The sequence below is a fragment of the Reyranella sp. GW821-FHT12G01 genome (assembly GCF_058806575.1).
In genome coordinates this window covers 3,309,985-3,329,243 of the sequence record NZ_JBXAPV010000001.1, presented here as the reverse complement: position 1 = coordinate 3,329,243, position 19,259 = coordinate 3,309,985, and the positions used below count along the sequence as shown (strand labels likewise).

Annotated in this window: 21 protein-coding genes; 5 read left to right on the top strand and 16 right to left on the bottom strand. The window is 67.0% G+C overall.

Features of this window, described 5'->3' with window-relative positions:
- Window positions 1-47 precede the first annotated feature (47 nt).
- Both AC1RP5_RS16075 and AC1RP5_RS16070 read left to right on the top strand, forming a co-directional pair.
- Window positions 48-1,019, top strand: a complete 972-nt coding sequence (locus AC1RP5_RS16075; RefSeq protein ID WP_493112113.1) for a Bug family tripartite tricarboxylate transporter substrate binding protein — start codon at window positions 48-50, stop codon at window positions 1,017-1,019.
- 1 nt (window position 1,020) lies between these two features.
- Window positions 1,021-1,989, top strand: a complete 969-nt coding sequence (locus tag AC1RP5_RS16070; RefSeq protein ID WP_493112111.1) for a Bug family tripartite tricarboxylate transporter substrate binding protein — start codon at window positions 1,021-1,023, stop codon at window positions 1,987-1,989.
- 144 nt (window positions 1,990-2,133) lie between these two features.
- On the opposite strand, the gene AC1RP5_RS16065 is transcribed toward AC1RP5_RS16070, so the two are convergent.
- Together AC1RP5_RS16065 and AC1RP5_RS16060 are read right to left on the bottom strand one after the other, a co-directional pair.
- On the bottom strand, window positions 2,134-3,162 hold the full coding sequence (locus AC1RP5_RS16065; RefSeq protein WP_493112109.1) for a histone deacetylase family protein: 1,029 nt from the start codon (window positions 3,160-3,162) through the stop codon (window positions 2,134-2,136).
- Between the two features lie 25 nt (window positions 3,163-3,187).
- On the bottom strand, window positions 3,188-4,360 hold the full coding sequence (locus tag AC1RP5_RS16060) for a CaiB/BaiF CoA transferase family protein (RefSeq protein WP_493112107.1): 1,173 nt from the start codon (window positions 4,358-4,360) through the stop codon (window positions 3,188-3,190).
- Between the two features lie 121 nt (window positions 4,361-4,481).
- Between AC1RP5_RS16060 and AC1RP5_RS16055 the strand changes: the two genes are divergently transcribed.
- Both AC1RP5_RS16055 and AC1RP5_RS16050 read left to right on the top strand, forming a co-directional pair.
- Window positions 4,482-5,723 (top strand): Zn-dependent hydrolase, encoded by a 1,242-nt coding sequence (locus AC1RP5_RS16055; RefSeq protein WP_493112105.1) that lies wholly within the window; start codon window positions 4,482-4,484, stop codon window positions 5,721-5,723.
- Window positions 5,724-6,887: a benzoate/H(+) symporter BenE family transporter gene (locus AC1RP5_RS16050; protein ID WP_493112103.1), complete on the top strand. Its 1,164-nt coding sequence runs from the start codon at window positions 5,724-5,726 to the stop codon at window positions 6,885-6,887.
- On the opposite strand, the gene AC1RP5_RS16045 is transcribed toward AC1RP5_RS16050, so the two are convergent.
- Window positions 6,868-7,422: a carboxymuconolactone decarboxylase family protein gene (locus tag AC1RP5_RS16045; protein ID WP_493112101.1), complete on the bottom strand. Its 555-nt coding sequence runs from the start codon at window positions 7,420-7,422 to the stop codon at window positions 6,868-6,870. The two genes, AC1RP5_RS16050 and AC1RP5_RS16045, sit on opposite strands and share 20 nt — an antisense overlap.
- Window positions 7,423-7,508: 86 nt before the next feature.
- Here AC1RP5_RS16045 and AC1RP5_RS16040 point away from each other — a divergent pair, with 86 nt between their 5' ends.
- Window positions 7,509-7,835: a winged helix-turn-helix transcriptional regulator gene (locus AC1RP5_RS16040; protein ID WP_493112099.1), complete on the top strand. Its 327-nt coding sequence runs from the start codon at window positions 7,509-7,511 to the stop codon at window positions 7,833-7,835.
- 39 nt (window positions 7,836-7,874) lie between these two features.
- Here the strand turns inward: AC1RP5_RS16040 and AC1RP5_RS16035 are convergent, their stop codons facing one another.
- The 13 genes from AC1RP5_RS16035 to AC1RP5_RS15975 all read right to left on the bottom strand — a co-directional run bounded on the left by AC1RP5_RS16035 (window position 7,875) and on the right by AC1RP5_RS15975 (window position 19,213).
- Entirely contained in the window at window positions 7,875-8,315 is a 441-nt protein-coding gene (locus AC1RP5_RS16035) for a hypothetical protein (protein WP_493112097.1), read from the bottom strand.
- Complete coding sequence (locus AC1RP5_RS16030; RefSeq protein WP_493112095.1) at window positions 8,312-9,496, bottom strand: sulfite oxidase; 1,185 nt, start codon at window positions 9,494-9,496, stop codon at window positions 8,312-8,314. The genes AC1RP5_RS16035 and AC1RP5_RS16030 overlap by 4 nt, the downstream gene beginning before the upstream one ends.
- A 151-nt stretch (window positions 9,497-9,647) precedes the next feature.
- A complete protein-coding gene (locus AC1RP5_RS16025; protein ID WP_493112094.1) occupies window positions 9,648-10,178 on the bottom strand; it encodes a hypothetical protein in 531 nt (176 codons plus the stop codon).
- An 11-nt stretch (window positions 10,179-10,189) separates the two neighbouring features.
- Window positions 10,190-10,984 carry an ABC transporter permease gene (locus AC1RP5_RS16020; RefSeq protein WP_493112092.1) on the bottom strand — a complete coding sequence of 265 codons (795 nt, stop codon included), beginning with the start codon at window positions 10,982-10,984 and terminating at the stop codon, window positions 10,190-10,192.
- 10 nt (window positions 10,985-10,994) lie between these two features.
- On the bottom strand, window positions 10,995-11,834 hold the full coding sequence (locus AC1RP5_RS16015; protein WP_493112090.1) for an ABC transporter permease: 840 nt from the start codon (window positions 11,832-11,834) through the stop codon (window positions 10,995-10,997).
- Window positions 11,835-11,837: 3 nt separating this feature from the next.
- The gene (locus tag AC1RP5_RS16010; RefSeq protein WP_493112088.1) at window positions 11,838-12,836 is read right to left on the bottom strand and encodes an ABC transporter ATP-binding protein; all 999 of its coding nucleotides are present in this window, start codon (window positions 12,834-12,836) and stop codon (window positions 11,838-11,840) included.
- 2 nt (window positions 12,837-12,838) lie between these two features.
- Window positions 12,839-13,936, bottom strand: a complete 1,098-nt coding sequence (locus tag AC1RP5_RS16005) for a polyamine ABC transporter substrate-binding protein (protein ID WP_493112087.1) — start codon at window positions 13,934-13,936, stop codon at window positions 12,839-12,841.
- Window positions 13,937-13,952: 16 nt separating this feature from the next.
- A complete protein-coding gene (locus AC1RP5_RS16000) occupies window positions 13,953-14,654 on the bottom strand; it encodes an ABC transporter ATP-binding protein (protein ID WP_493112085.1) in 702 nt (233 codons plus the stop codon).
- Window positions 14,654-15,406, bottom strand: coding sequence for an ABC transporter ATP-binding protein (locus AC1RP5_RS15995; RefSeq protein ID WP_493112084.1), 753 nt, complete (start codon window positions 15,404-15,406; stop codon window positions 14,654-14,656). The genes AC1RP5_RS16000 and AC1RP5_RS15995 overlap by 1 nt, the downstream gene beginning before the upstream one ends.
- On the bottom strand, window positions 15,399-16,364 hold the full coding sequence (locus AC1RP5_RS15990) for a branched-chain amino acid ABC transporter permease (RefSeq protein WP_493113379.1): 966 nt from the start codon (window positions 16,362-16,364) through the stop codon (window positions 15,399-15,401). The genes AC1RP5_RS15995 and AC1RP5_RS15990 overlap by 8 nt, the downstream gene beginning before the upstream one ends.
- On the bottom strand, window positions 16,364-17,278 hold the full coding sequence (locus AC1RP5_RS15985; protein ID WP_493112082.1) for a branched-chain amino acid ABC transporter permease: 915 nt from the start codon (window positions 17,276-17,278) through the stop codon (window positions 16,364-16,366). Before AC1RP5_RS15985 ends, AC1RP5_RS15990 begins: the two co-directional genes overlap by 1 nt.
- A 62-nt stretch (window positions 17,279-17,340) precedes the next feature.
- Complete coding sequence (locus tag AC1RP5_RS15980; RefSeq protein WP_493112080.1) at window positions 17,341-18,519, bottom strand: ABC transporter substrate-binding protein; 1,179 nt, start codon at window positions 18,517-18,519, stop codon at window positions 17,341-17,343.
- A 64-nt stretch (window positions 18,520-18,583) separates the two neighbouring features.
- The gene (locus tag AC1RP5_RS15975; RefSeq protein ID WP_493112078.1) at window positions 18,584-19,213 is read right to left on the bottom strand and encodes a GNAT family N-acetyltransferase; all 630 of its coding nucleotides are present in this window, start codon (window positions 19,211-19,213) and stop codon (window positions 18,584-18,586) included.
- Window positions 19,214-19,259: the final 46 nt, after the last annotated feature.

Sequence of the window (19,259 nt, the reverse complement as noted above, 5' to 3'; positions counted from 1 at the left end):
CTCGTCACGCTCTGTGCCCGACCAAGAAAAGAATAACCGGAGGAAACATGACGTTGACGAGGCGTGTGCTGGCCGGAGGGCTGGCGCTGATGCTGTCGTGCGCGCCCGCGCTGGCGCAGCAGTATCCGGACAAGCCGGTGAAGCTTGTCGTGCCGTTCCCGCCGGGCGGGCCGACCGACGTCTTCGCGCGCGTCCTGTCGGTGGCGCTGTCCGAGCAGCTCGGCCAGCAGGTCGTGATCGAGAACAAGGGCGGCGCCGGCGGTACCGTCGGTACCGAGCAGGTCGCCAAGTCGAAGCCCGACGGCTACACGCTGCTGTTCGGCACGGCCGCGACGCATGGCATCAACGTCTCGCTCTACGACCAGCTTCCCTACGATCCGCTGAAGGACTTCGAGCTGGTGGCGCTGGCCGGCCTCGTGCCGATGGTGCTGCTGGTTTCGCCCGAGCAGCCGCGCACGCTGCCCGAGCTGATCGCCAAGCTGAAGGCCGAGAAAGGCAAGTCGAGCTACGCGTCGTCGGGCAACGGCACGACCAACCATCTGGCCGGTGAGCTGTTCAAGACGCGAGCCGGGGTCGAGGCGACACACGTGCCCTATCGCGGGTCGGGGCCGGCGCTGCAGGACCTGATGGGCGGCCGTGTGACCTTCATGTTCGATTCGTTCGGCACGTCGCTGGAACAGATCAAGGCCGGCAAGCTCTATGCCGTCGTCATCATGGCCGACAAGCGCAGCCAGGCGCGTCCCGACGTGCCGACCGCGGCGGAGGCGGGGCTCGCCGACTTCGTGGGCGGCACCTGGAACATCGTGGCGGTTCCGGCCGGCACGCCCAAGCCGATCGTCGACCGGTTGAACACCGCCATCAACAAGGCGCTGGCCAGTCCCGTGGTAGCGGAACGGCTGCTGCAGCTCGGCATCGAGGCGGTCACCGATTCCACGCCGGCCAGCACGCGCGCCTTCGTGACGGCGGAGATCGCCAAATGGCGCGACGTCATCCGCGCTGCCGGCGCCAAGGTGGACTGATATGCGTTCTGTTCTCGCTTCGCTTCTCGTTGGCGCCGTAGCGCTTTTGTCCGCCGGGCAGGCCTCCGCGCAGTATCCCGACAAGCCGCTGCGCATGGTGGTGCCGTTCCCGCCGGGCGGCCCGACCGACCTGATCGCGCGCGTCGTCGCGGTCGGCATGGCGGCCGACCTCGGCCAGCAGGTCATCATCGACAACAAGGGCGGCGCCGGCGGCAATGTCGGAACCGAAATGGTCGCCAAGTCGAAGCCCGATGGCTACACGCTGCTATTCGGCACGGCCGCGACGCACGGCATCAACATCTCGCTCTACAAGACCTTGCCCTATCATCCGGTGAAGGACTTCGAACTGGTGGCCCTCGTCGGCCTCGCGCCGATGGCCTTGCTGGTGCCGGTGGGGCAGCCGACCAAGTTGCCGGAGCTGATCGCCAGGCTGAAGGCGGAGCCCGGCAAGGCGAGCTATCCGTCGTCCGGCAACGGCACGACCAATCATCTCGCCGGCGAACTGTTCAAGACGCGCACCGGCGTCGACATCCTGCACGTTCCCTATCGCGGCACCGGTCCGGCGCTGCAGGACCTGCTGGCCGGTCGGCATGCGCTGATGTTCGGCACGCTGGGCCCGGTCATGGAACACGTGCGGGCGGGCCAGCTCGTGCCGGTCGGGCTGATGGCCGACAAGCGCAGCACAGTGATGCCGGATATCCCGACCATGAAGGAGGCGGGTCTCGACGATTTCGTGGGTGGCACCTGGAACGTCATCGCGGTGCCCGCCGGCACGCCGGCCGACATCGTTCGCCGCCTCAACGCCTCGGTCTACAAGGCGCTGGCCGACCCGACGCTGGGCGAACGGCTGAAGGCGCTGAACGTCGAAGCCAGCGACCAGCTCACGCCCACCGAGACCAAGGCCTTCGTCGAGGCCGAGATCGAGAAATGGCGCAAGGTCGTGACGGCCGCCGGCGCGCAGGTCGATTGATTTACAAAGCCCGTCGTCCTGAGCGAAGCGCCGAAGGCGCGAAGTCGAAGGACCTCTTTTCGCTTCCACACACCGTGCGCCGGAAAAGAGGTCCTTCGACTACGCCGCCCTCTGGGGGGCTCCGCTCAGGACGACGGATATTTCTTAGCCGCGCCCCTTCTCGAAGCCTGAGAGGAACTGCACGAGGTTGCGGCCGAGATCGTCGCCGAGATAGCCACCCTCCTGCACCAGCACCGTCGGCAGGCCCATGCGGGCGATCTTCTCGGCCATGGCATGGAAGCCCGGGCCCGTGACCTTCAGGCCCTGCAGCGGATCGCTCTCGCTGGCGTCGAGGCCCAGGGCCACGACCAGCGCCGTGGGCTGGAACTCGCGGATGCGGGCGAGGGCCTTGTCGCCGGCTTCGAGCCACGGCGCGTCGGGCGAGCCGAGCGGCAGCGGCATGTTGAGGTTGAAGCCCTGGCCCTTGCCGGCGCCGTGCTCGTGCGCGTGGCCCCAGAAGAACGGGTAGTAATTGTCGGGATCGGCGTGGATGGAGACGGTGAGCACGTCGTCGCGCTCGTAGAAGATGCCCTGCGTGCCGTTGCCGTGATGCACGTCGACGTCGAAGATCGCCACGCGCTGGTGTTTGCCGCGCAGGCGCTGCGCGGCGACGGCGGTGTTGTTCAGGAAGCAGAAGCCGCCCGCCATGTCGGCATAGGCGTGATGGCCCGGCGGCCGGCAGAGCGCATAGGCGTGGCTTTCGCCCGCCAGCACCATGTCGGCCACGGTGGCCGCGACCTCGGTGGCGGCGAGCGCCGCATCCCAGGTGTGCGGGCCGATCGGGCAGGCCATGTCGACCTGGTGCCAGCCGGCGCGGCCGGCCAACGCCTTCGGATAGGAGGCATGGGCGCGGGCCGGATGGACGTTGGGCACGACCTCGGGGCTGGCGCCCGGCAGCTTCGCCCATTCGCGCGCGGCGATCTGCAGGAAGTCGATGTATTCCGGCGTGTGCACCGTCGCGGCCGGCGCCGGGCCATACGACCGCGGCGGCAGGATCGTGTGGCCGGAGGCCTTGGCGGCGGCCAGCAGGCGCGTCGCGCGCTCGGGCTGCTCGGCGCTGCGCAGCTTGGTGCCGCGCACGATGAAGTTCTGCGGGTCGTGCTGGGCGTGCTTCTCGGAATAGACGATCTTCACGGCATCGACCTCGCAGTTTTCTTCGTCAGGCGGTCACGACCGCCTTGGCGTTTCTCAGCGCGGCGATCTCGTCATCGCTATAGCCGACCTCGCGCATGATCTCGACCGTGTGCTCGCCGATACCGGGGGACTTCTGCCGCGTCTCGACCGGCGCATCGGAAAGCTTGATCGGGTTGGCGGCGGACTTCACCGGGCCGATGCCGGGATAGTCGATCTCCAGCACGCTGCCGCGCGCCCTGGCGTGATCGGAGGCCATCACGTCGCTCACCTTGTAGGCCGCGGAGCAGGGCATGCCGGCGGGGATGAGCTTGTCCAGAAGCTCGTCGGCGGTGTGCTCCAGGAAGTAGGCCTCGATCATCGGCTCGACGATGCCGCGATGGGCGACGCGGCCGGCATTGGTCTTGAAGCGTTTGTCGGCCAGCCAGTCCTGCTTGCCGAGCGCCGTGCAGAGCAGGCGCCAGAAGGCATCGTTGGTGCCGGCCACGAACACCGGCTGCGTCTTGGTCGGGAAGACGCGCAGCGGGCAGAGGATCGTGTTCGACGTGCCCATGCGCTCCGGGTTCTCGCCGGTCAGCCCATGGTTGGTGATCCAGTGGCTCATCAGGTGCATGCCGACATCGAACAGCGACAGGTCGAGGCGCTGGCCCTTGCCGGTCTTGATCCGGTGCAGCAGCGCGAAGGCGATGCCGCCGGCGCAGGCGAGGCCGGTCGAATAGTCGATCGGTGCGGTGCCGACGCGGCACATCTCGCCCTGGTAGGGCCCGGTCGCATCCATCAGGCCGATCTCGGCCTGGATGCAGGGATCGTAGCCGGCGCGCGGCGAGTAGGGGCCGGTCTGGCCGTAGCCCGAGATCGAGGCATAGATCGTCTGCGGATTGACCTTGGACACCGTGTCCCAGCCGAAGCCCAGCTTGTCGATCACACCCGGCGTGAAGGCTTCCATGAACACGTCGGCCTTCTTCACCAGCCGCATCAGCACGTCCTTGCCGCCCTCACTGCGCAGGTCGATCGCCAGGCCACGCTTGTTGCGGTTCATAGAGGGCACCCAGGCGCCGCCGAAATGCGGCCGGAAATGCTCGCCGTTCAGCGGTTCGACCTTGATCACGTCGGCGCCCATGTCGCCCAGAATCTGGCCAGCCGTGGGACCGGCGATGACTTGCGTGAGGTCGAGAACGAGCGTGTCGGACAGCGGAAGCATGCGATGAAATTCCTCCTGGACCTCACCCATGCAAGACGACGCAGGCCCGCTCAAGCGCTTCGTTTCGCTGGCTGGCATTTGCTATGGTCGCGGCTTGTTCCCGAGCCGGAGTCCGTAGCCCATGACCGCCAGCGACCGCCCCAATCTCCGCGTAGATCACGACCGTCTGTGGTCGAGCCTGATGGAGCTCGGGCAGATCGGCGGCACCGAAAAGGGCGGTGTCTGCCGCATCGCGCTGACCGATCTCGACCGGCAGGGCCGTGACCTGTTCGTGCGCTGGGCCAAGGAGGCGGGCTGCACCATCAAGGTCGACCAGCTCGGCAATGTTTTCGCACGCCGCGAGGGCCGCGATCCGGCGAAGCCGCCGGTCATGACCGGCTCGCATCTCGACACCCAGCCGACCGGCGGCAAGTTCGACGGCGCCTATGGCGTGATGGCGGGGCTGGAGGTGCTGCGCGTGCTGCACGATTCCAACTACGTCACCGAGGCGCCGATCGAGGTCGCGGTCTGGACCAACGAGGAAGGCTGCCGCTTCGCGCCGGCGATGGTCGCCTCGGGCGTGTTCGGCGGCGCCTTCACGCTGGAGCATGCGCTGTCGATCAAGGATCGCGACGGCGTCACCTTCGGCGAGGCGCTGAAGCAGATCGGCTATGACGGCAAGGAGCCGGTGGGCGGCCGGCCGGTCGGCGCCTTCTTCGAGGCGCATATCGAGCAGGGCCCGATCCTGGAGCGCGAGAAGAAGACGATCGGCGTGGTCACGGGCGCGCAGGGCCAGCGCTGGTACGAGATCAACTGGACGGGGATGGAGAGCCATGCCGGCACGACGCCGATGGAAGGCCGCCGCGATGCGCTGGTCGGCGCCGCCGAGCTGATCGTGGCCGCGCGCACCATCGGCAACCGGCCGAATGGCCGCTCCACCATCGGCGTGATCGACAGCCTGCCGCAGGCGCGCAACACGATCCCGGGCCGCGTCTTCATGACGGTCGATTTCCGCCATCCCGACGATGCCGAACTCACCAAGATGGACGCCGAGATGCGCGCCGCCGCGGCCGATATCGCCAAGCGTCACCGGCTCGAAGTGAAGATCGAGCAGATCTGGTATTTCCCACCGTCGCCCTTCGCCAAGGAACTGGTCGACGCAGTACGCCGCGGCGCGGAGCAGGCGGGCTATCCGCACATGGACATCGTGAGCGGCGCCGGCCACGACGCCTGCTACGTGAGCCGCGTCGCGCCGACGGCGATGGTGTTCGTGCCCTGCAAGGACGGCGTCAGCCACAACGAGATCGAGGATGCGAGCAAGGGCGACGTCGGCGCCGGCGCGCAGATCCTGCTGCAGGCGATGGTCGAACGGGCGAATGCATAAGTGAAATCCGGTGGGCTGATTTCGGTTGCGGCCGCCGCGCTGGTCGCGACGATTGCCGGCGTGGGCGGGACCTTGCCGGTCGTGCTGGCGGCGGCGCAGGCCGTCGGCGCGACGCCCGATCAGGCGAGCTCGTGGGTGTCGGGGCTCGGCCTCGCGACGGCGGCGAGCGCGTTGCTGCTCAGCATCCGCTACCGCATGCCGATCATCACCGCCTGGTCGACGCCGGGCGCCGCGCTGATCGCCTCGACCTCGGGCGTGCCGAGCTTCGCGGCGGCGGTCGGCGCCTTCGTTCTGGCGGCGCTGCTGATCCTGCTCACGGCGGCGGTGCGTCCCATCGGGCAATTGATCGGGAAGATCCCCGGCAGCATCGCCGCCGCCATGCTGGCGGGCATCCTGCTGCGCCTGGTGATGGCGATGGTCGAGCATGTGCCGACCTCGCCGCTGCTTGTGCTGCCGCTGATCGCGCTGTTCCTGGTGGCGCGCGCCTTCTATCCGGCGCTGGTGTCGCTGATCGTGCTGGTGGCGGGCGCGTTGCTCGCCTGGTCGCTGGGCCTGGTGAAGCCGTTGCCGCCGATCGGGCTTTCGACGCTGGTCGTGACCGCGCCGGCCTGGGACGTGGCGACGTTGATCGGCCTCGGCGTGCCGCTCTATCTCGTCACCATGGCGTCGCAGAACCTGCCGGGCTTCGCGGTGCTGCGCGGCTCGGGCTACCAGCCGCCGACCCAGCCGATCCTGGGCGTCACGGGCGCGGCGTCGCTCGCCACGGCGTTCCTTGGCGCGCACACCTCGAACCTCGCGGCGATCTCGGCGGCGCTCTGCACCGGCCCCGACGCGCATCCCGATCCGGCGCAGCGCTGGAAGGCGGGGCCGTTCTACGCCGTGTTCTGGGGCCTGATCGCGCTGTTCGGTGCCTCGCTGGTCGGCCTGTTCGGCGCGTTGCCGCCAGCATTGCTGGCCACCGTGGCGGGCACGGCGCTGCTGGGCTCGACGGCGGGGGCGCTGGGCATCGCGCTGGCGGGCGAACAGGACCGGCTCGCGGCGGCAGGCACCTTGGCGGTCACGGTCTCGGGCGTCACCCTGATGGGCGTCGGCTCGGCCTTCTGGGGGCTCGTGTTCGGCTTGCTGATCCTGACGGTCGACCGACTCACGAAGAAGAAGCGCTAGGAAAGCGCGCGCCGTAGGCTTCGAGCGGCAGTTTCAGCGCACGGCAGAGAAAGCTGATCGTGTGGTAGTAGCCCGCGAGCGCGATGATCTCGAGGATCTGTGCTTCATCGAAATGCGTGGCGAGCGCGCCCCATGTCGCGTCATCGATCGTGCGGCGATCGACGAGGTCGTCGACGGCGGCCAGCAGCGCCTGCTCGCCGGCGGTCCAGCAGGGCGCGTCCGCAGGCCCGTGGACGGTGGCCGCGGCCTGCGTTGCATCGAGGCCGACCTTGTCGGCGAAGAAGGCGATGTGGACGCCCCATTCGTATTCCGCGCCCAGCCGCGCCGTCGTGCGGTCGATCACCAGCTCGCGCTGACGCAGCGACAGCGCGCCTTTGTCCAAAAGCCCGCCAGCGAAGATCCGTTCGAAGATGCGGGGATTGCGCGCCATCGTCCGGAACAGGACGAGCGGCGGCACGCCCGCCGGCATGATGCGGGCCAGGGCGGCGGCGATGTCGGGCGTGTAGGGCGCTTCGGCGGGAGCGATGCGGGGCATGGTCGGTGTCCTTTCGCGATGCTACATATTCCGTAGCGGGCGCAAATGGCCGGCGCTACAGAAAATGTAGTAACGGAGTGTAATAGATGGTGAAGCGGGTGCGCGGCTCGACGACCGGCCGGCCGATCATGATGCTGCTCGACCTGCTGGGCCGGCGCTGGACCCTACGCATCGTCTGGGAGCTGCGTGAGGAACCCAGGCGCTTCCGCGAGCTGCAGGACCTGATCGGCGCCAGCCCGACCATCGTGAACACGCGGCTGGCCGAGCTGCGCGAGGCCAAGCTGGTCGAACTCGACGAGGCGGTGGGCTACCGGCTCACGGCGCTTGGCAACGAACTGCTGCGGCTATTCCTGCCGCTGCACGTCTGGTCGGAGAAGTGGGCGCGGACCGCGGGTCTCCAGACCCGCTCATGATCATGAGGCGGGCCTGGAGGCCCGCGGTCCGTTTGATGACTACTTCAGGAACGGATTGTCGTTGCCGCGCCCTTTACGACGCGGCGGGAAGTTCTCTGCCAGATAGTCGAGGATCTCATTGCGTTCCGCGGCCTTGATCGGCGGCATGCGGTGCTTCTCGACCATCAGGTCGAGGGTCGAGTCCCAGAGTTCGCGCGTCAGGCCCTGCGCCTTGATCAACGCGACGCCGTGGCAGGCCGTGCAGGTATAGAACGTCAGCTCGCGGTTCTTGCCCTCGGGCAGGTCCTCGACCTTGTCGTTGTGCGGCGGCGGCTTGCCCTTGTCGGGATCGACCACGGCCGCCGCTGCCGCCACCTTGGGCGCCGGCGGCACGTAGACATACTTGTCCTTGCGCAGTTCGCCGGCGCGGTCGAAGGCGAGCAGGAGGAACGTCGCCGTCAGGGTGACGACGACGGCATGCGTGATGTTGATCTGGCTCAAGATTCGACGAGCACCCGGATGCGGTTGATCGGGTTGGCGCCGTAACCCTGCGGGTTCCAGTTGGCGGCCTGGAAGGGCTGCGTCACGCCCTTGCTGTCGGTCGCCTTGGCCCACACCTCGTAATAGCCGGTGGTCGGCAGATCGATCGAGGCGCTGAAGTTCTGCCACGCAAACTTGTTGGCGGGCGCATCGACCTTGGCCGGCTTCCAGGTGACGCCGTAGTCGGTCGAGATATCGACGCTCTTGATGTCGAAGTCGCCGGCCCAGGCATGGCCGCGCAGGTCGAGCTTGCGCGAGGTGAGCTTGGAGCCGTCGGCCGGGAAGGTGATGACCGAACGCACCGGCATCGATTCCAGGATCGCCATGTCCTTCTCGTTGCCCTTGCTGCCGGGCACGATCGGCGTCTTCGGCACGCGGTAGGAGAAGCCACCCATGCCGGGGCCGTCATGCTCCTTGTCGCGAACCCAGATGCGGTTCAGCCACTTGATCGAGGTCGAGGCGGGCCAGCCCGGCACGACGAGGCGAACGGGCGCGCCGTGGATCAGCGGCATGTCCTGGCCGTTCAGCTTGAAGGCGATCAGCGTGTGCTCTTCCATCGCCTTGGCGATCGGCACGCCGCGCGAGATCGAGGGCTTGTCGGTTTCGCCCGCCAGGGTCGGGTCGGCGCCGTAGCTGCCGATATAGGTGGCGGAGGGCTTCAGGCCCGCGCTCTTCAGCACGTCGGCCAGGCGCACGCCGGTCCACATCGGGCAGCCGGCGCCGCCGTTGGTCCACTGGTTGCCGCGCGCGTCGGGCGAGAAGAAGGAGCGGCCGTTGCCGCCGCATTCCAGCATCAGCTGGTAGGTGACGGCGGGGAACTTGGTCATCAGGTCGCCGACGGTGATCTCCAGCGGCGTGTTGACCTCGCCGTCGATCTTCACCTTCCACGCTTTGGGATCGCCCGTGACGTCGGGCACCTGGCCGTTGTTGCGGATGAACAGCTTGTTGGTCGGCGTGACGTTGTCGTCGAGCAGCTCGGCCTGCGTCTCGGCCACGAGCGGCTTGTCGCCCAGCACCGCGAGCTTGGCCTTGCCCTCCATCTCGAGAAGCTTCGGTCCCTTGGCGGCCGCCGGCGCACCCTGAGCATGAGCGGCGCCGACCGGCGGCAGGGAAGCTCCCAACGACGCACCGACAGTGGCCATTCCGACCCCCTTCAGTACGCTACGACGCGACGGCTTGGACGTTCCCGAACGAAGCATTTTTTCCTCCCTGAGAAGGTTTTCTTAGCTCAAACTTTCCGCCGCGTCAGCCAGCCGGCCGGTGATCAATGCACAGATCGCAACGATCGCCCCGTCAGCGTTTCCCCCGCCATACCCCGTCGATCTTCTCGAATTCCTTCGAGGTTTCCGCTTCGATCGCGTTGGTCGGCACGCCGACAACCTTGCCTGTCTTCGGATTTATTCCCAGTCGCCCGCGGCGCTCGGCCCAACGATAGGCCCTCAGATAAATCCTGGGGATCGTCACGCCCGTGACACTCCAGACGAGCTGTTCCAGGCTTTCATATCGGATCAGATCGGTTTCGGGAAATTGTGCCCAGAAATCATGATAGAGGCCGTCCTGGTAGGAAATATCGTGCCATCCTCCGACAGGCAGTTGAACGTGCACCGACTCGAGCGGATCGCCCTTGGGCTCGATTTCCATGTCCACTCTTGGCTTGAGGATCTGAAAGGCCCGGAGAACAGCCTCGATACCCCGGGCTGACTTCTCGATTTCACGAATCCGTGCCTCGCAGTCCTGCATCGCCGACCAGAACTCATCGAATGCCGGGGGAACGGTTGGTTTTCGCACGAGGCCAAGTAATCGTGCGATCTGGTACCGGAGCATGATGGTCTTCCCTATGCCGGCCGCCGGCGCGTCAGCCAGCCGGAGAGGATCAGGGCACAGGCCGCGATGGTCACCACGATAGTGGCGAGCACGTTGATCTGGGGATCGACGCCGAGGCGGACGCTGGAGTAGACGCGCATCGGCAGCGTCTGCGACTGCGCGCCCGCGACGAACTGCGTCAGGATCAAATCGTCCAACGACAATGTGAAGGCGAGCAGCCAGCCCGAGCCGACGGCCGGCGCGATCAGCGGCAGGGTTATGGTCCGGAAGGTGACCCAGGGCGTGGCGCCGAGGTCCATCGCCGCCTCTTCCAGCGCCCGGTCGAAGTCGGTGAGGCGGGCCTGCACGACGATGGCCACGAAGGCGATCGAGAAAGTCGTGTGGGCGATGGCGATGGTGAGGAAGCCGCGGTCCGGCCCGCCGAACACCTGCTCGGAGCCGACGAACAGCAGCAGCATCGAGATGCCCATGACGACCTCGGGCATCACCATGGGGGCGATCACGAGGCTGCCGAACAGGGTGCGGCCGGGGAAGCGCGGCGCGCGCACCAGCGCGTAGCCGGCGGCCAGCCCGATCAGGGCGGCGCAGGTGGCGCTCACCAGGGCGATGCGCAGCGACAGCCAGGCGGCTTGCAGCATCGCCTCGTTGGCGAAAAGCGCGTGCCACCATTTCAGCGAGAAGCCCGACCAGACGGTGACGAGGCGCGAGTCGTTGAACGAATAGACGATCACCAGTGCGATCGGCAGGTAGAGGAAGGCATAGCCGAAGGCCAGCATGCCGAAGGCGAAGCGGGCGCGGCCATTCATGGCGCCGCCCTCATGTGCGTCGCTCGAGGCTGCGCGCCTGGTTGCGCTGGAAGACCGCGATTGGGCCCACCAGCAGCACCAGCAGGCAGACCGCGACCGCCGAGGCGAGCGGCCAGTCGCCGTTGGTGAAGAATTCGTCCCACAAGACCTTGCCGATCATCAGCGTCTCGGTGCCGCCCAGCAGGTCGGGGATTACGAACTCACCGACCGCGGGGATGAACACGAGGAGGCAGCCGGCGACGATGCCCGGTAGCGACAACGGAAGCGTGACGGTGAGGAAGGCGGCCAGAGGTTTGGCCCCGAGATCTGCCGCGGCTTCGAGCAGGCTGTCGTCGAGCTTCTCCAGTGTCGCGTAGAGCGGCAGCACCATGAACGGCAGGTAGGCGTAGACGATGCCGAGATGCACCGCCCATTCGGTGCCGAGGATCGTGCCCGGATTGTCGGCAATTCCCGTCCAGCGCAGGAACTGGTCGATCAGGCCGTTGTCCGCCAGCAGGCCCATCCAGGCGTAAATGCGGATCAGGAAAGAGGTCCAGAAGGGCAGCACGACCAGCATCAGCAGCAGCGGCCGCCGGTTGGGCGCGGCGCGCGCGATGGCGTAGGCCATCGGATAGCCCAGCAGCAGCGCCACCAGGGTCGAGGTCGCGGCGATCCTGAGCGAGGAGAGCCACGCCGCGAGATAGAGATCGTCGGAGAAGAGTAGCGCGAAGTTCTTGAAGCCGAAGCCCAGCTCGACTGGCGGCACCGAATCAGGCGCGATGCTGCCCAGCGCGATCGCCAGCACCAGCGCGCAGGGCAGCAGGAAGAAGAGGCCGAGCCAGAGAAACGGTAACGCGATGACGAAGCGCATGCGCTACGCCTCCAGCCTCTGGCCGGCTTCGTCGGCCCAGCCGAGCCAGACCTGCTGGCCGCGCGCAAAGGCCTCGCTGGCGGTGCGGCTGATGTTGGCCGTCGATACGATCATCGTGCCGTGGCCGTCGGTGGCGACGTGATAGAGCGAGCGGTCGCCTTCATAGGCGACGTCGACGATTTTGCCGGCCACGGCCTGCGGCAGGTCGGGCCGCGCGGCGGCGAGCACGATCTTCTCCGGCCGCAGCGCTATCCAGCCGCCGCCCGGCAGCGCGATCAGGTTGGCGATGCCGATGAAGTCGGCAACGAAGCGCGAGGCAGGATGCTCGTAGACCTCGTGCGGCGTGCCGATCTGGGCGATGCGGCCGGCATTCATCACGGCCAGCCGCGTCGCCATCGACATGGCCTCTTCCTGGTCGTGCGTCACCATCACGAAGGTGAGGCCGAGCTGTTCCTGCAGGCGCACCATCTCGAAGCGCGTGCCCTCGCGCAGCTTGCGGTCTAGCGCGGCCAGCGGCTCGTCGAGCAGCAGCAGCTTGGGCCGCTTCACCAGCGCGCGTGCGAGCGCCACCCGCTGGCGCTGGCCGCCAGAGAGCTGCGAGGGTTTGCGCCTGGCATGGTCCTGCAGGTGCACCAGCTTCAGGATCTCGGCGACCCGAGCGGCGATCTCCGGCGCTTTCACCCCGTCACGGCGCAGCCCGTAGCCGACGTTCGCCGCCACATCCATGTGCGGGAACAGGGCGTAGGACTGGAACATCATGTTCACCGGCCGCCGGTAGGGCGGCACGTTGGTCATGTCCTGGCCATCGATGAACAGGCGGCCCTCGTCGGGCGTCTCGAAGCCCGCCAACATGCGCAGCAGAGTGGTCTTGCCGCAGCCCGAGCCGCCCAGCAGTGCGAACAGCTCGCCGCGCGCGATCTCGAGGTCGACCCTGTCGACGGCGACGATCGGCCCGAAGCGCTTGGTCAGTCCCTCGATACGGACGATCGGGCCAGCGTTCAAAATCAGTGACCCGTCTTCACCGAGGTCCACAGCCGCGTGCGCTCGCGCGTCTGTTCGGCCGTGCCGGCGGTGATGGTGTAGAACTTGGCGCGCACGCTCTGCGGCGGATAGATCAGCGGGTTCTCAGAAATGTCCTTCGGGAGCAGGGCGAAGGCCGCCTTGTTGCCGTTGGCGTAGCCGGTCAACTCGCTCGATGCGGCGGCAACCTTGGCCTCCAGCATGAAGTCGAGGAAGCGATAGGCGTTGGCCTGGTTGGGCGCGTCCTTGGGAATGGCGACGACGTCGATCCACAGCATCGCGCCCTCCTTCGGGATGGCATAAGCGATGTCGACCTTGCTGGCGGCCTTGGCGCCGCGGTCGCGCGCCTGGAAGACGTCGCCCGAGAAGCCGAAGGCGAGGCAGATGTTCCCGCCGGCCAGCGCGTTGATGTACTCCGACGAATGGAACTTGCGGACGTAGGGGCGAACCGCCTTGATGACGTCGGCCGCCTTGGCGAGATCGTCGGGCTTCTTCGAATCGGGATCGAGGCCGAGATATTTCAGCGCCGCCGGCAGCATGTCGGTGGCGCTGTCGAGCAGCATGACGCCGCAATCCTGGAACTTCGAGACGACCGCCGGATCGAAGACCATGCGCAGCGAATCGACCGGCGCGTCCGGCATGCGCTTCTTGATCTCCGCGACGTTGTAGCCGATGCCGATGGTGCCCCACATCCAGGGAACGGCATGGGCATTGCCGGGATCGTAGGTGGCCAGCGCCGTCATGATCTCGGGATCGAGGTTCTTCCAGTTCTTCAGCTTCGACTTGTCGAGCGTTGCGAAGATGTTGGCCTGGAGCTGGCGCACGAAGAAGGGCGAGGCCGTCGGTACGACGATGTCGTAGCCCGACTTGCCGGTGCGCAGCTTGGCGTCGAGGATCTCGTTGCTGTCGTAGGTCGTGTAGTTGACCTTGATGCCGGTGTCCTTGGTGAAGTCCTTGAGCTGGTCCTCGGCGATGTAATCCGACCAGTTGTAGACGTTTACGGAGCCCTGGGCGGCAACCGGGCTGGCAGCGGCGAGAACGAGCAACGAAGCAAGCAACGGGGTGAGAGCAGGCAGACGCATCGACAACTCCGCGGGATCAGACGCCAAGATACCTGTGCTGCAGGTCCTTGTCCCCGGCCAGCGCCTGGGACGAACCGGCCCAGACGACGCGGCCCTTCTCGACGATGTGGTGGCGGTCGGCGAGCGGGATCAGGGCGGAGACGTTCTTGTCGATGACGAGGATCGCCTGGCCCTCGCTCTTCAGGCGGCCGAGGCAGGACCAGATCTCCTGCCGGATCAACGGCGCCAGACCCTCGGTCGCCTCGTCGAGGATCAGCAATTTCGGATTGGTCATCAGCGCGCGGCCGATCGCCAGCATCTGCTGCTCGCCGCCCGAAAGTTGATTGCCCATGTTCCGCTGGCGCTCGGCCAGACGCGGGAAGAACTCGAAGACGCGGGCAATGGTCCAGGGGTTCGGCCGGGACGTGCGGTTGGCGCTGGCGGCTAGCAGGTTCTCGCGCACCGAGAGGTTGGGGAAGATCTGCCGTCCCTCGGGGACGAGGCCGAGACCGAGCCGGGCGATGCGGAACGCGGGCATTCCGTCGACCCGGCCGCCCTCGAATTCGACCGTACCGCGGCGCGCCGGCATCAGGCCCATGATCGTGTGCACGGTCGTGGTCTTGCCCATGCCGTTGCGGCCCATCAGCGTCACGACCTGGCCGGCCTCGATGGCGAGTTCCATGCCGAACAGCGCCTGGCTCGGCCCGTAGAAGGCGTCGAGGTCGCGGACCTTCAGCATCAGGTCATCTCCTCGCCGAGATAGGCCTGGCGGACTTCCGCGTTGCCGCGGATGTCGTCGGGCGTGCCGCTGGCGATGGCGCGGCCATAGACCAGCACGGTGATGCGGTCGGCGAGTTGGAACACCGCGTCCATGTCGTGCTCGATCAGCAGCATGGCATGCTTCTGCTTCAGCGCCCGCAGGAAGCCGATCAGCCGCTGGCTCTCCTCGACGCCCATGCCGGCCATCGGCTCGTCGAGCAGCAGCAAAGTGGGATCGCCGGCCAGCGCCATGGCGATCTCGAGCTGGCGCTGCTCGCCATGGCTCAGCGAGGAGGCGAGGGTGGTGGCGCGGTCGCCGAGGCCGACCTCGTCGAGCAGGCGGCGGGCGGGGCCGCGCAGGCTGTCGTCGCGGCGTGCATCGGCCAGGAAACGGAAGGAATGGCCGGCATGGCCCTGCACCGCCAGCGCCACGTTCTCCAGCGCCGTGAACTCGCGCAGCACCGAGGTGATCTGGAAGGAGCGGCCGAGGCCCAGCCGCACGCGCGCGTGCGTGGGCACGCGCGTGACGTCCTGCCCGGCGAAGTGGATGGCGCCGGAATCGGGCGCGACGACGCCGGTGAGTTGATGAACAAGCGTGGTCTTGCCCGCACCGTTCGGCCCGATCAGCGCGTGGATCTCGCCCGGCCGCACGTCGATCGAGACGTTGTCGGTGGCTAACAGGCCGCCATAGCGCTTCACGAGGCGCTCGGTGCGCAGCAGGGGCTCAGTCATGGTGGCGCCCCAGCAGCGAATCGATGCCGCCGCGTGCGTAGAGCGCGATCAGGACCAGCAGCGGGCCGAACACGATCATCCAGTATTCGCCCCAACCCTTGTGGAGCATGTTGAGGAGCGGCGGCAGCGACTCTTCCAGCACGAAGAAGGCGATCGTGCCGTAGAGCGGGCCGAACACCGTGCCCATGCCGCCCAGCACGACGATGACGATGAGGTCGCCCGACTTCATCCACGACATCATGGCGGGCGAGACATAGGCGCCCTCGTTGGCCAGCAGGATGCCCGAGAGGCCACCCAGCGTGCCGGCGATGGTGAAGGCGGCGAGCCGGTAACGGAACACCGGGAAGCCCAGCGCGGTCATGCGCAGCTCGTTGGACTTGGCGCCGCGGATCACCAGCCCGAAGCGGGAGTTGGCGTAGCGGCCGCAGAACCACAGGCTGGCGCAGAGCAGCGCCAAGCACAGCCAGTAGAAGCTCGCCTTGTCGCGCAGGTCGATCAGGCCGGGGAAGCGGCTGCGGCTGATATTGAGCCCGTCGTCGCCGCCATAGGCTTCGAGCCCGCCGGCCACGTAGTAGAGGAGCTGGGCGAAAGCCAAGGTGATCATGATGAAGTAGAGACCGCGCGTGCGGAGCGACAGCGCGCCGATCAGGGCGGCCCACGCCGTCGCGGCGAGCAGCGCGACCGGCCACTGGATCCAGCCGCTGGAGACGCCGTGCGCCGACAGGATGCCGACCGCATAGCCGCCGATGCCGAAGAACACCGCATGGCCGAAGCTCACCAGCCCGCCATAGCCCAGGATCATGTTGAGGCTGACCGCGGCGATCGACCAGATCACGATGCGCGTGCCGATCGACAGGAGATAGCGCTGGTCGAAGGCCTGGGTCAGCATCGGCAGGGCCGCCAGCGCCAGCAGGATCAACACCGTCGCGATCCCGCGCGGCGTGCGAAGGGCCGCCATCATTGGCGCTGCCCGAACAGGCCGGTCGGCCGCCACACCAGCACGGCGGCCATCAGTACGTAGACCAGCACCTGCGAGATCGCGGGCGCGGCGCTCGACGCGGCGCTGGAGCTCATGAAGGTCTTCAGGAAGCCCGGCAGGAAGGCGCGGCCGACGATGTCGATCTGGCCGACGATCATCGCGGCGATGAAGGCGCCTTTGATCGAGCCGATGCCGCCGATGACGATGATGACCAGGGCGAGGATCAGGATGTCGTCGCCCATGCCGATGCGCACCGAGGCGATGGGCGCGGCCATCAGGCCGGCGAGGCCTGCGAACACCGCACCCAGGCCGAACACCAGGGTGAAAAGCAGCTCGATGTTGACGCCCAGCGCACCGATCATGCGGCGGTTGGAGGCGCCGGCGCGGATCAGCATGCCGAGCCGCGTGCGCGCTACCAGCCAGGCCAGCAGGATCGCCACGACCGCGCCGACGACGATGATGGCGAAGCGGTAGGCGGGGTAGGGCACGCCCGGCAGGATTTCTATGGTGCGATTGAGGAACGGCGGCACCGCGATGCTCTTGCCGCCGGGGCCCCACAGCGCACGCACCAGCTCGTTGAAGAACAGGATCAGGCCGAAAGTCGCCAGCACCTGGGTGAGATGGTCGCGCGCGTAGAGGCGCCGGATGACGATGGCCTCGACCACGACGCCCAGCAGGAAGGTCGCCGGCAGCGCCAGCAAGGTGCCGAGCACGAAGGAATCGGTGACGCCGATCAATGTCCAGGCGATGTAGGCGCCCATCATGTAGAGCGAGCCGTGCGCCAGGTTGACCAGGTCCATGATGCCCAGGGTCAGGGTCAGCCCGGCCGCGAGCAGGAACATCAGCAGGCCGAGCTGTACGCCGTTCAGCACCTGGAGCAGCAGGTATTCCATCTATTCCTCAAACAAAACGGGAGCGCGTCGCCGCGCTCCCGTCATTGGTTCGACGACGAACTTCACTTCATCGGGCACTTGTCGGCGAAGGGATCGACCGCGTTCTTCACGGCGGTGGCGATGGTCTTCACCGTCATCATGCCTTGCGGATCCTTGACCGCTTCCTGGATGTAAAAGTTCTCGATCGGGAAGTTGTTGTTGCCGAACTTGAAGTCGCCGCGGACCGACTTGAAGTTCGCCTTCTTCATCTCGGCGCGGACCTTGTCCTTGTTCGACAGGTCGCCCTTCAGCGCCTCGGCGGCCGAGGCCATCAGCATGATCGCGTCATAGCTCTGCGCGCCGTAGTAGGACGGGTAGACGCCGTGCTTCTTCTTGAAGTCCTCGACGTACTTCTTGTTGGCCTCGTTCGGCAGGTCGTTGACCCACTCCTGCGCGCCGAGCGTGCCGAGCGCAAGGTCGCCCTGCTGCGGCAGCGTGATCGCGTCGATCGAGAACACCTGGTAGAGCGGCACGGTCTTGTTGAGGCCCGACTGCGCCCACTGCTTCACGAACTGAACGCCGTGCGCGCCGGGATAGAAGATGAAGATGCCGTCGGGCTTGGCGGCGGCGATCTTGGTCAGCTCGGCCGAGAAGTCGAGCTGGTCAGGCCACTTGGTGAAGTCCTCGCTGACGATCTGGCCCTTGTAGGTGCGCTTCACGCCCGCGAGCATGTCCTTGCCGGCGGCATAGTTGGGGCCGACCAGGTAGAGGCTCTTCACGCCCTTGGTGTTGAGATACTCGCCCATCGCCATCGGCGTCTGGTCGTTCTGCCACGAGGTCGAGAAGAAGTTCTTGTTGCAGAGCTCGCCCGCGATCTGCGACGGCCCGGCATTGGCCGAGATCATGATCGTGTCGCCCTCGTCGGCCACGGTCTTGAGCGAGGCCAGCAGCACGTTCGACCAGATGTAGCCGGCGACGAAGTTCACCTTGTCCTGCTGGACGAGCTTTTCGGAACGCGCCTTGCCGACGTCGGGCTTGAACTGGTCGTCCTCGTAGATGATCTCGAAGGGCTTGCCGCCCATCTTGCCGCCGAGATGCTCCTTGGCGAGTTCGACCGAGCGGCGCATGTCCTCGCCGATCGCGGCCTGCGGGCCCGAAAAGGTGCTGACGAAACCGACCTTGATCGGGCTCTGGGCCGCCGCCGGCAGGCTGAGCGCCGCCACGGCCGCAATTGTTGCGGTCCCAAACAATTTGTTCTTCATGAGCCGACGCTCCCTGTTTCCCTTGATCGCTATAAAAGCTGAAAATACGGGCCCCAACAACGGCTTATTGGCCGTCGCGGCCCATCCAGAGGGTGCGTTCCTGCGGCGCGGCGGGCCGGTCGAGGGCTACGAAGCCGAGCTTCTGCCAGAACGGCACCGCACCGTTGTTGGCGCGGTTGACGCCGACATGGAGAGGGCCCGCGCCGTGGTGCCGGGCCGCCTCGAGCCAGGTCGCAAACAGCGCCGATCCTGCGCCGCGACGCTGCAGGCGTGGCAGCAGGTTCATGTGCAGGTGGCCGGGATAGCGCGTCACGATATCGGCCGGCGCTCGCGACGGATGGTGGATCATCGCCGCCCGCCGCTGATCCGGGCTTATGGACTCCGGCGGCAGGCCGGAGGGATCGGGATAAAGCGCGCGCAGGCTTGGCCACCAATCGCGCTCCAGCCGCTCTTCCCACGCGACGGTGTCGGTGACGCCGGCCACGAACCCGGCAACGCCCTCTGCATCCTCGACGACGAAGGTCAGGCCCGGTTCGAGCGTCGCATAGGGGGCAATGTAGATGTGCCCCATCATCTTCGGATCGCGATAGAGGTGCGAGGCGTCGCCGCCGGCGAGCCCGGTCGCCAGCGAGATCGCGTAGCAGGCGTCGAGGTCGGGGGCTCTGAACGGCCGGATCTGCGGAACGGAGGCCACTGAAGTCGCGCTAAAAAATTCCGTCGTCTCGACCGGAGCCTCGCGC

Coding starts and splice junctions, on each gene's coding strand:
- AC1RP5_RS16075 (WP_493112113.1), top strand. CDS start 48: ATGACGTTGACGAGGCGTGTGCTGGCCGGAGGGCTGGCGCTGATGCTG.
- AC1RP5_RS16070 (WP_493112111.1), top strand. CDS start 1,021: ATGCGTTCTGTTCTCGCTTCGCTTCTCGTTGGCGCCGTAGCGCTTTTG.
- AC1RP5_RS16060 (WP_493112107.1), bottom strand. CDS start 4,360: ATGCTTCCGCTGTCCGACACGCTCGTTCTCGACCTCACGCAAGTCATC.
- AC1RP5_RS16055 (WP_493112105.1), top strand. CDS start 4,482: ATGACCGCCAGCGACCGCCCCAATCTCCGCGTAGATCACGACCGTCTG.
- AC1RP5_RS16045 (WP_493112101.1), bottom strand. CDS start 7,422: ATGCCCCGCATCGCTCCCGCCGAAGCGCCCTACACGCCCGACATCGCC.
- AC1RP5_RS16040 (WP_493112099.1), top strand. CDS start 7,509: ATGGTGAAGCGGGTGCGCGGCTCGACGACCGGCCGGCCGATCATGATG.
- AC1RP5_RS16030 (WP_493112095.1), bottom strand. CDS start 9,496: ATGGCCACTGTCGGTGCGTCGTTGGGAGCTTCCCTGCCGCCGGTCGGC.
- AC1RP5_RS16025 (WP_493112094.1), bottom strand. CDS start 10,178: ATGCTCCGGTACCAGATCGCACGATTACTTGGCCTCGTGCGAAAACCA.
- AC1RP5_RS16020 (WP_493112092.1), bottom strand. CDS start 10,984: ATGAATGGCCGCGCCCGCTTCGCCTTCGGCATGCTGGCCTTCGGCTAT.
- AC1RP5_RS16015 (WP_493112090.1), bottom strand. CDS start 11,834: ATGCGCTTCGTCATCGCGTTACCGTTTCTCTGGCTCGGCCTCTTCTTC.
- AC1RP5_RS16005 (WP_493112087.1), bottom strand. CDS start 13,936: ATGCGTCTGCCTGCTCTCACCCCGTTGCTTGCTTCGTTGCTCGTTCTC.
- AC1RP5_RS16000 (WP_493112085.1), bottom strand. CDS start 14,654: ATGCTGAAGGTCCGCGACCTCGACGCCTTCTACGGGCCGAGCCAGGCG.
- AC1RP5_RS15995 (WP_493112084.1), bottom strand. CDS start 15,406: ATGACTGAGCCCCTGCTGCGCACCGAGCGCCTCGTGAAGCGCTATGGC.
- AC1RP5_RS15990 (WP_493113379.1), bottom strand. CDS start 16,364: ATGGCGGCCCTTCGCACGCCGCGCGGGATCGCGACGGTGTTGATCCTG.
- AC1RP5_RS15985 (WP_493112082.1), bottom strand. CDS start 17,278: ATGGAATACCTGCTGCTCCAGGTGCTGAACGGCGTACAGCTCGGCCTG.
- AC1RP5_RS15980 (WP_493112080.1), bottom strand. CDS start 18,519: ATGAAGAACAAATTGTTTGGGACCGCAACAATTGCGGCCGTGGCGGCG.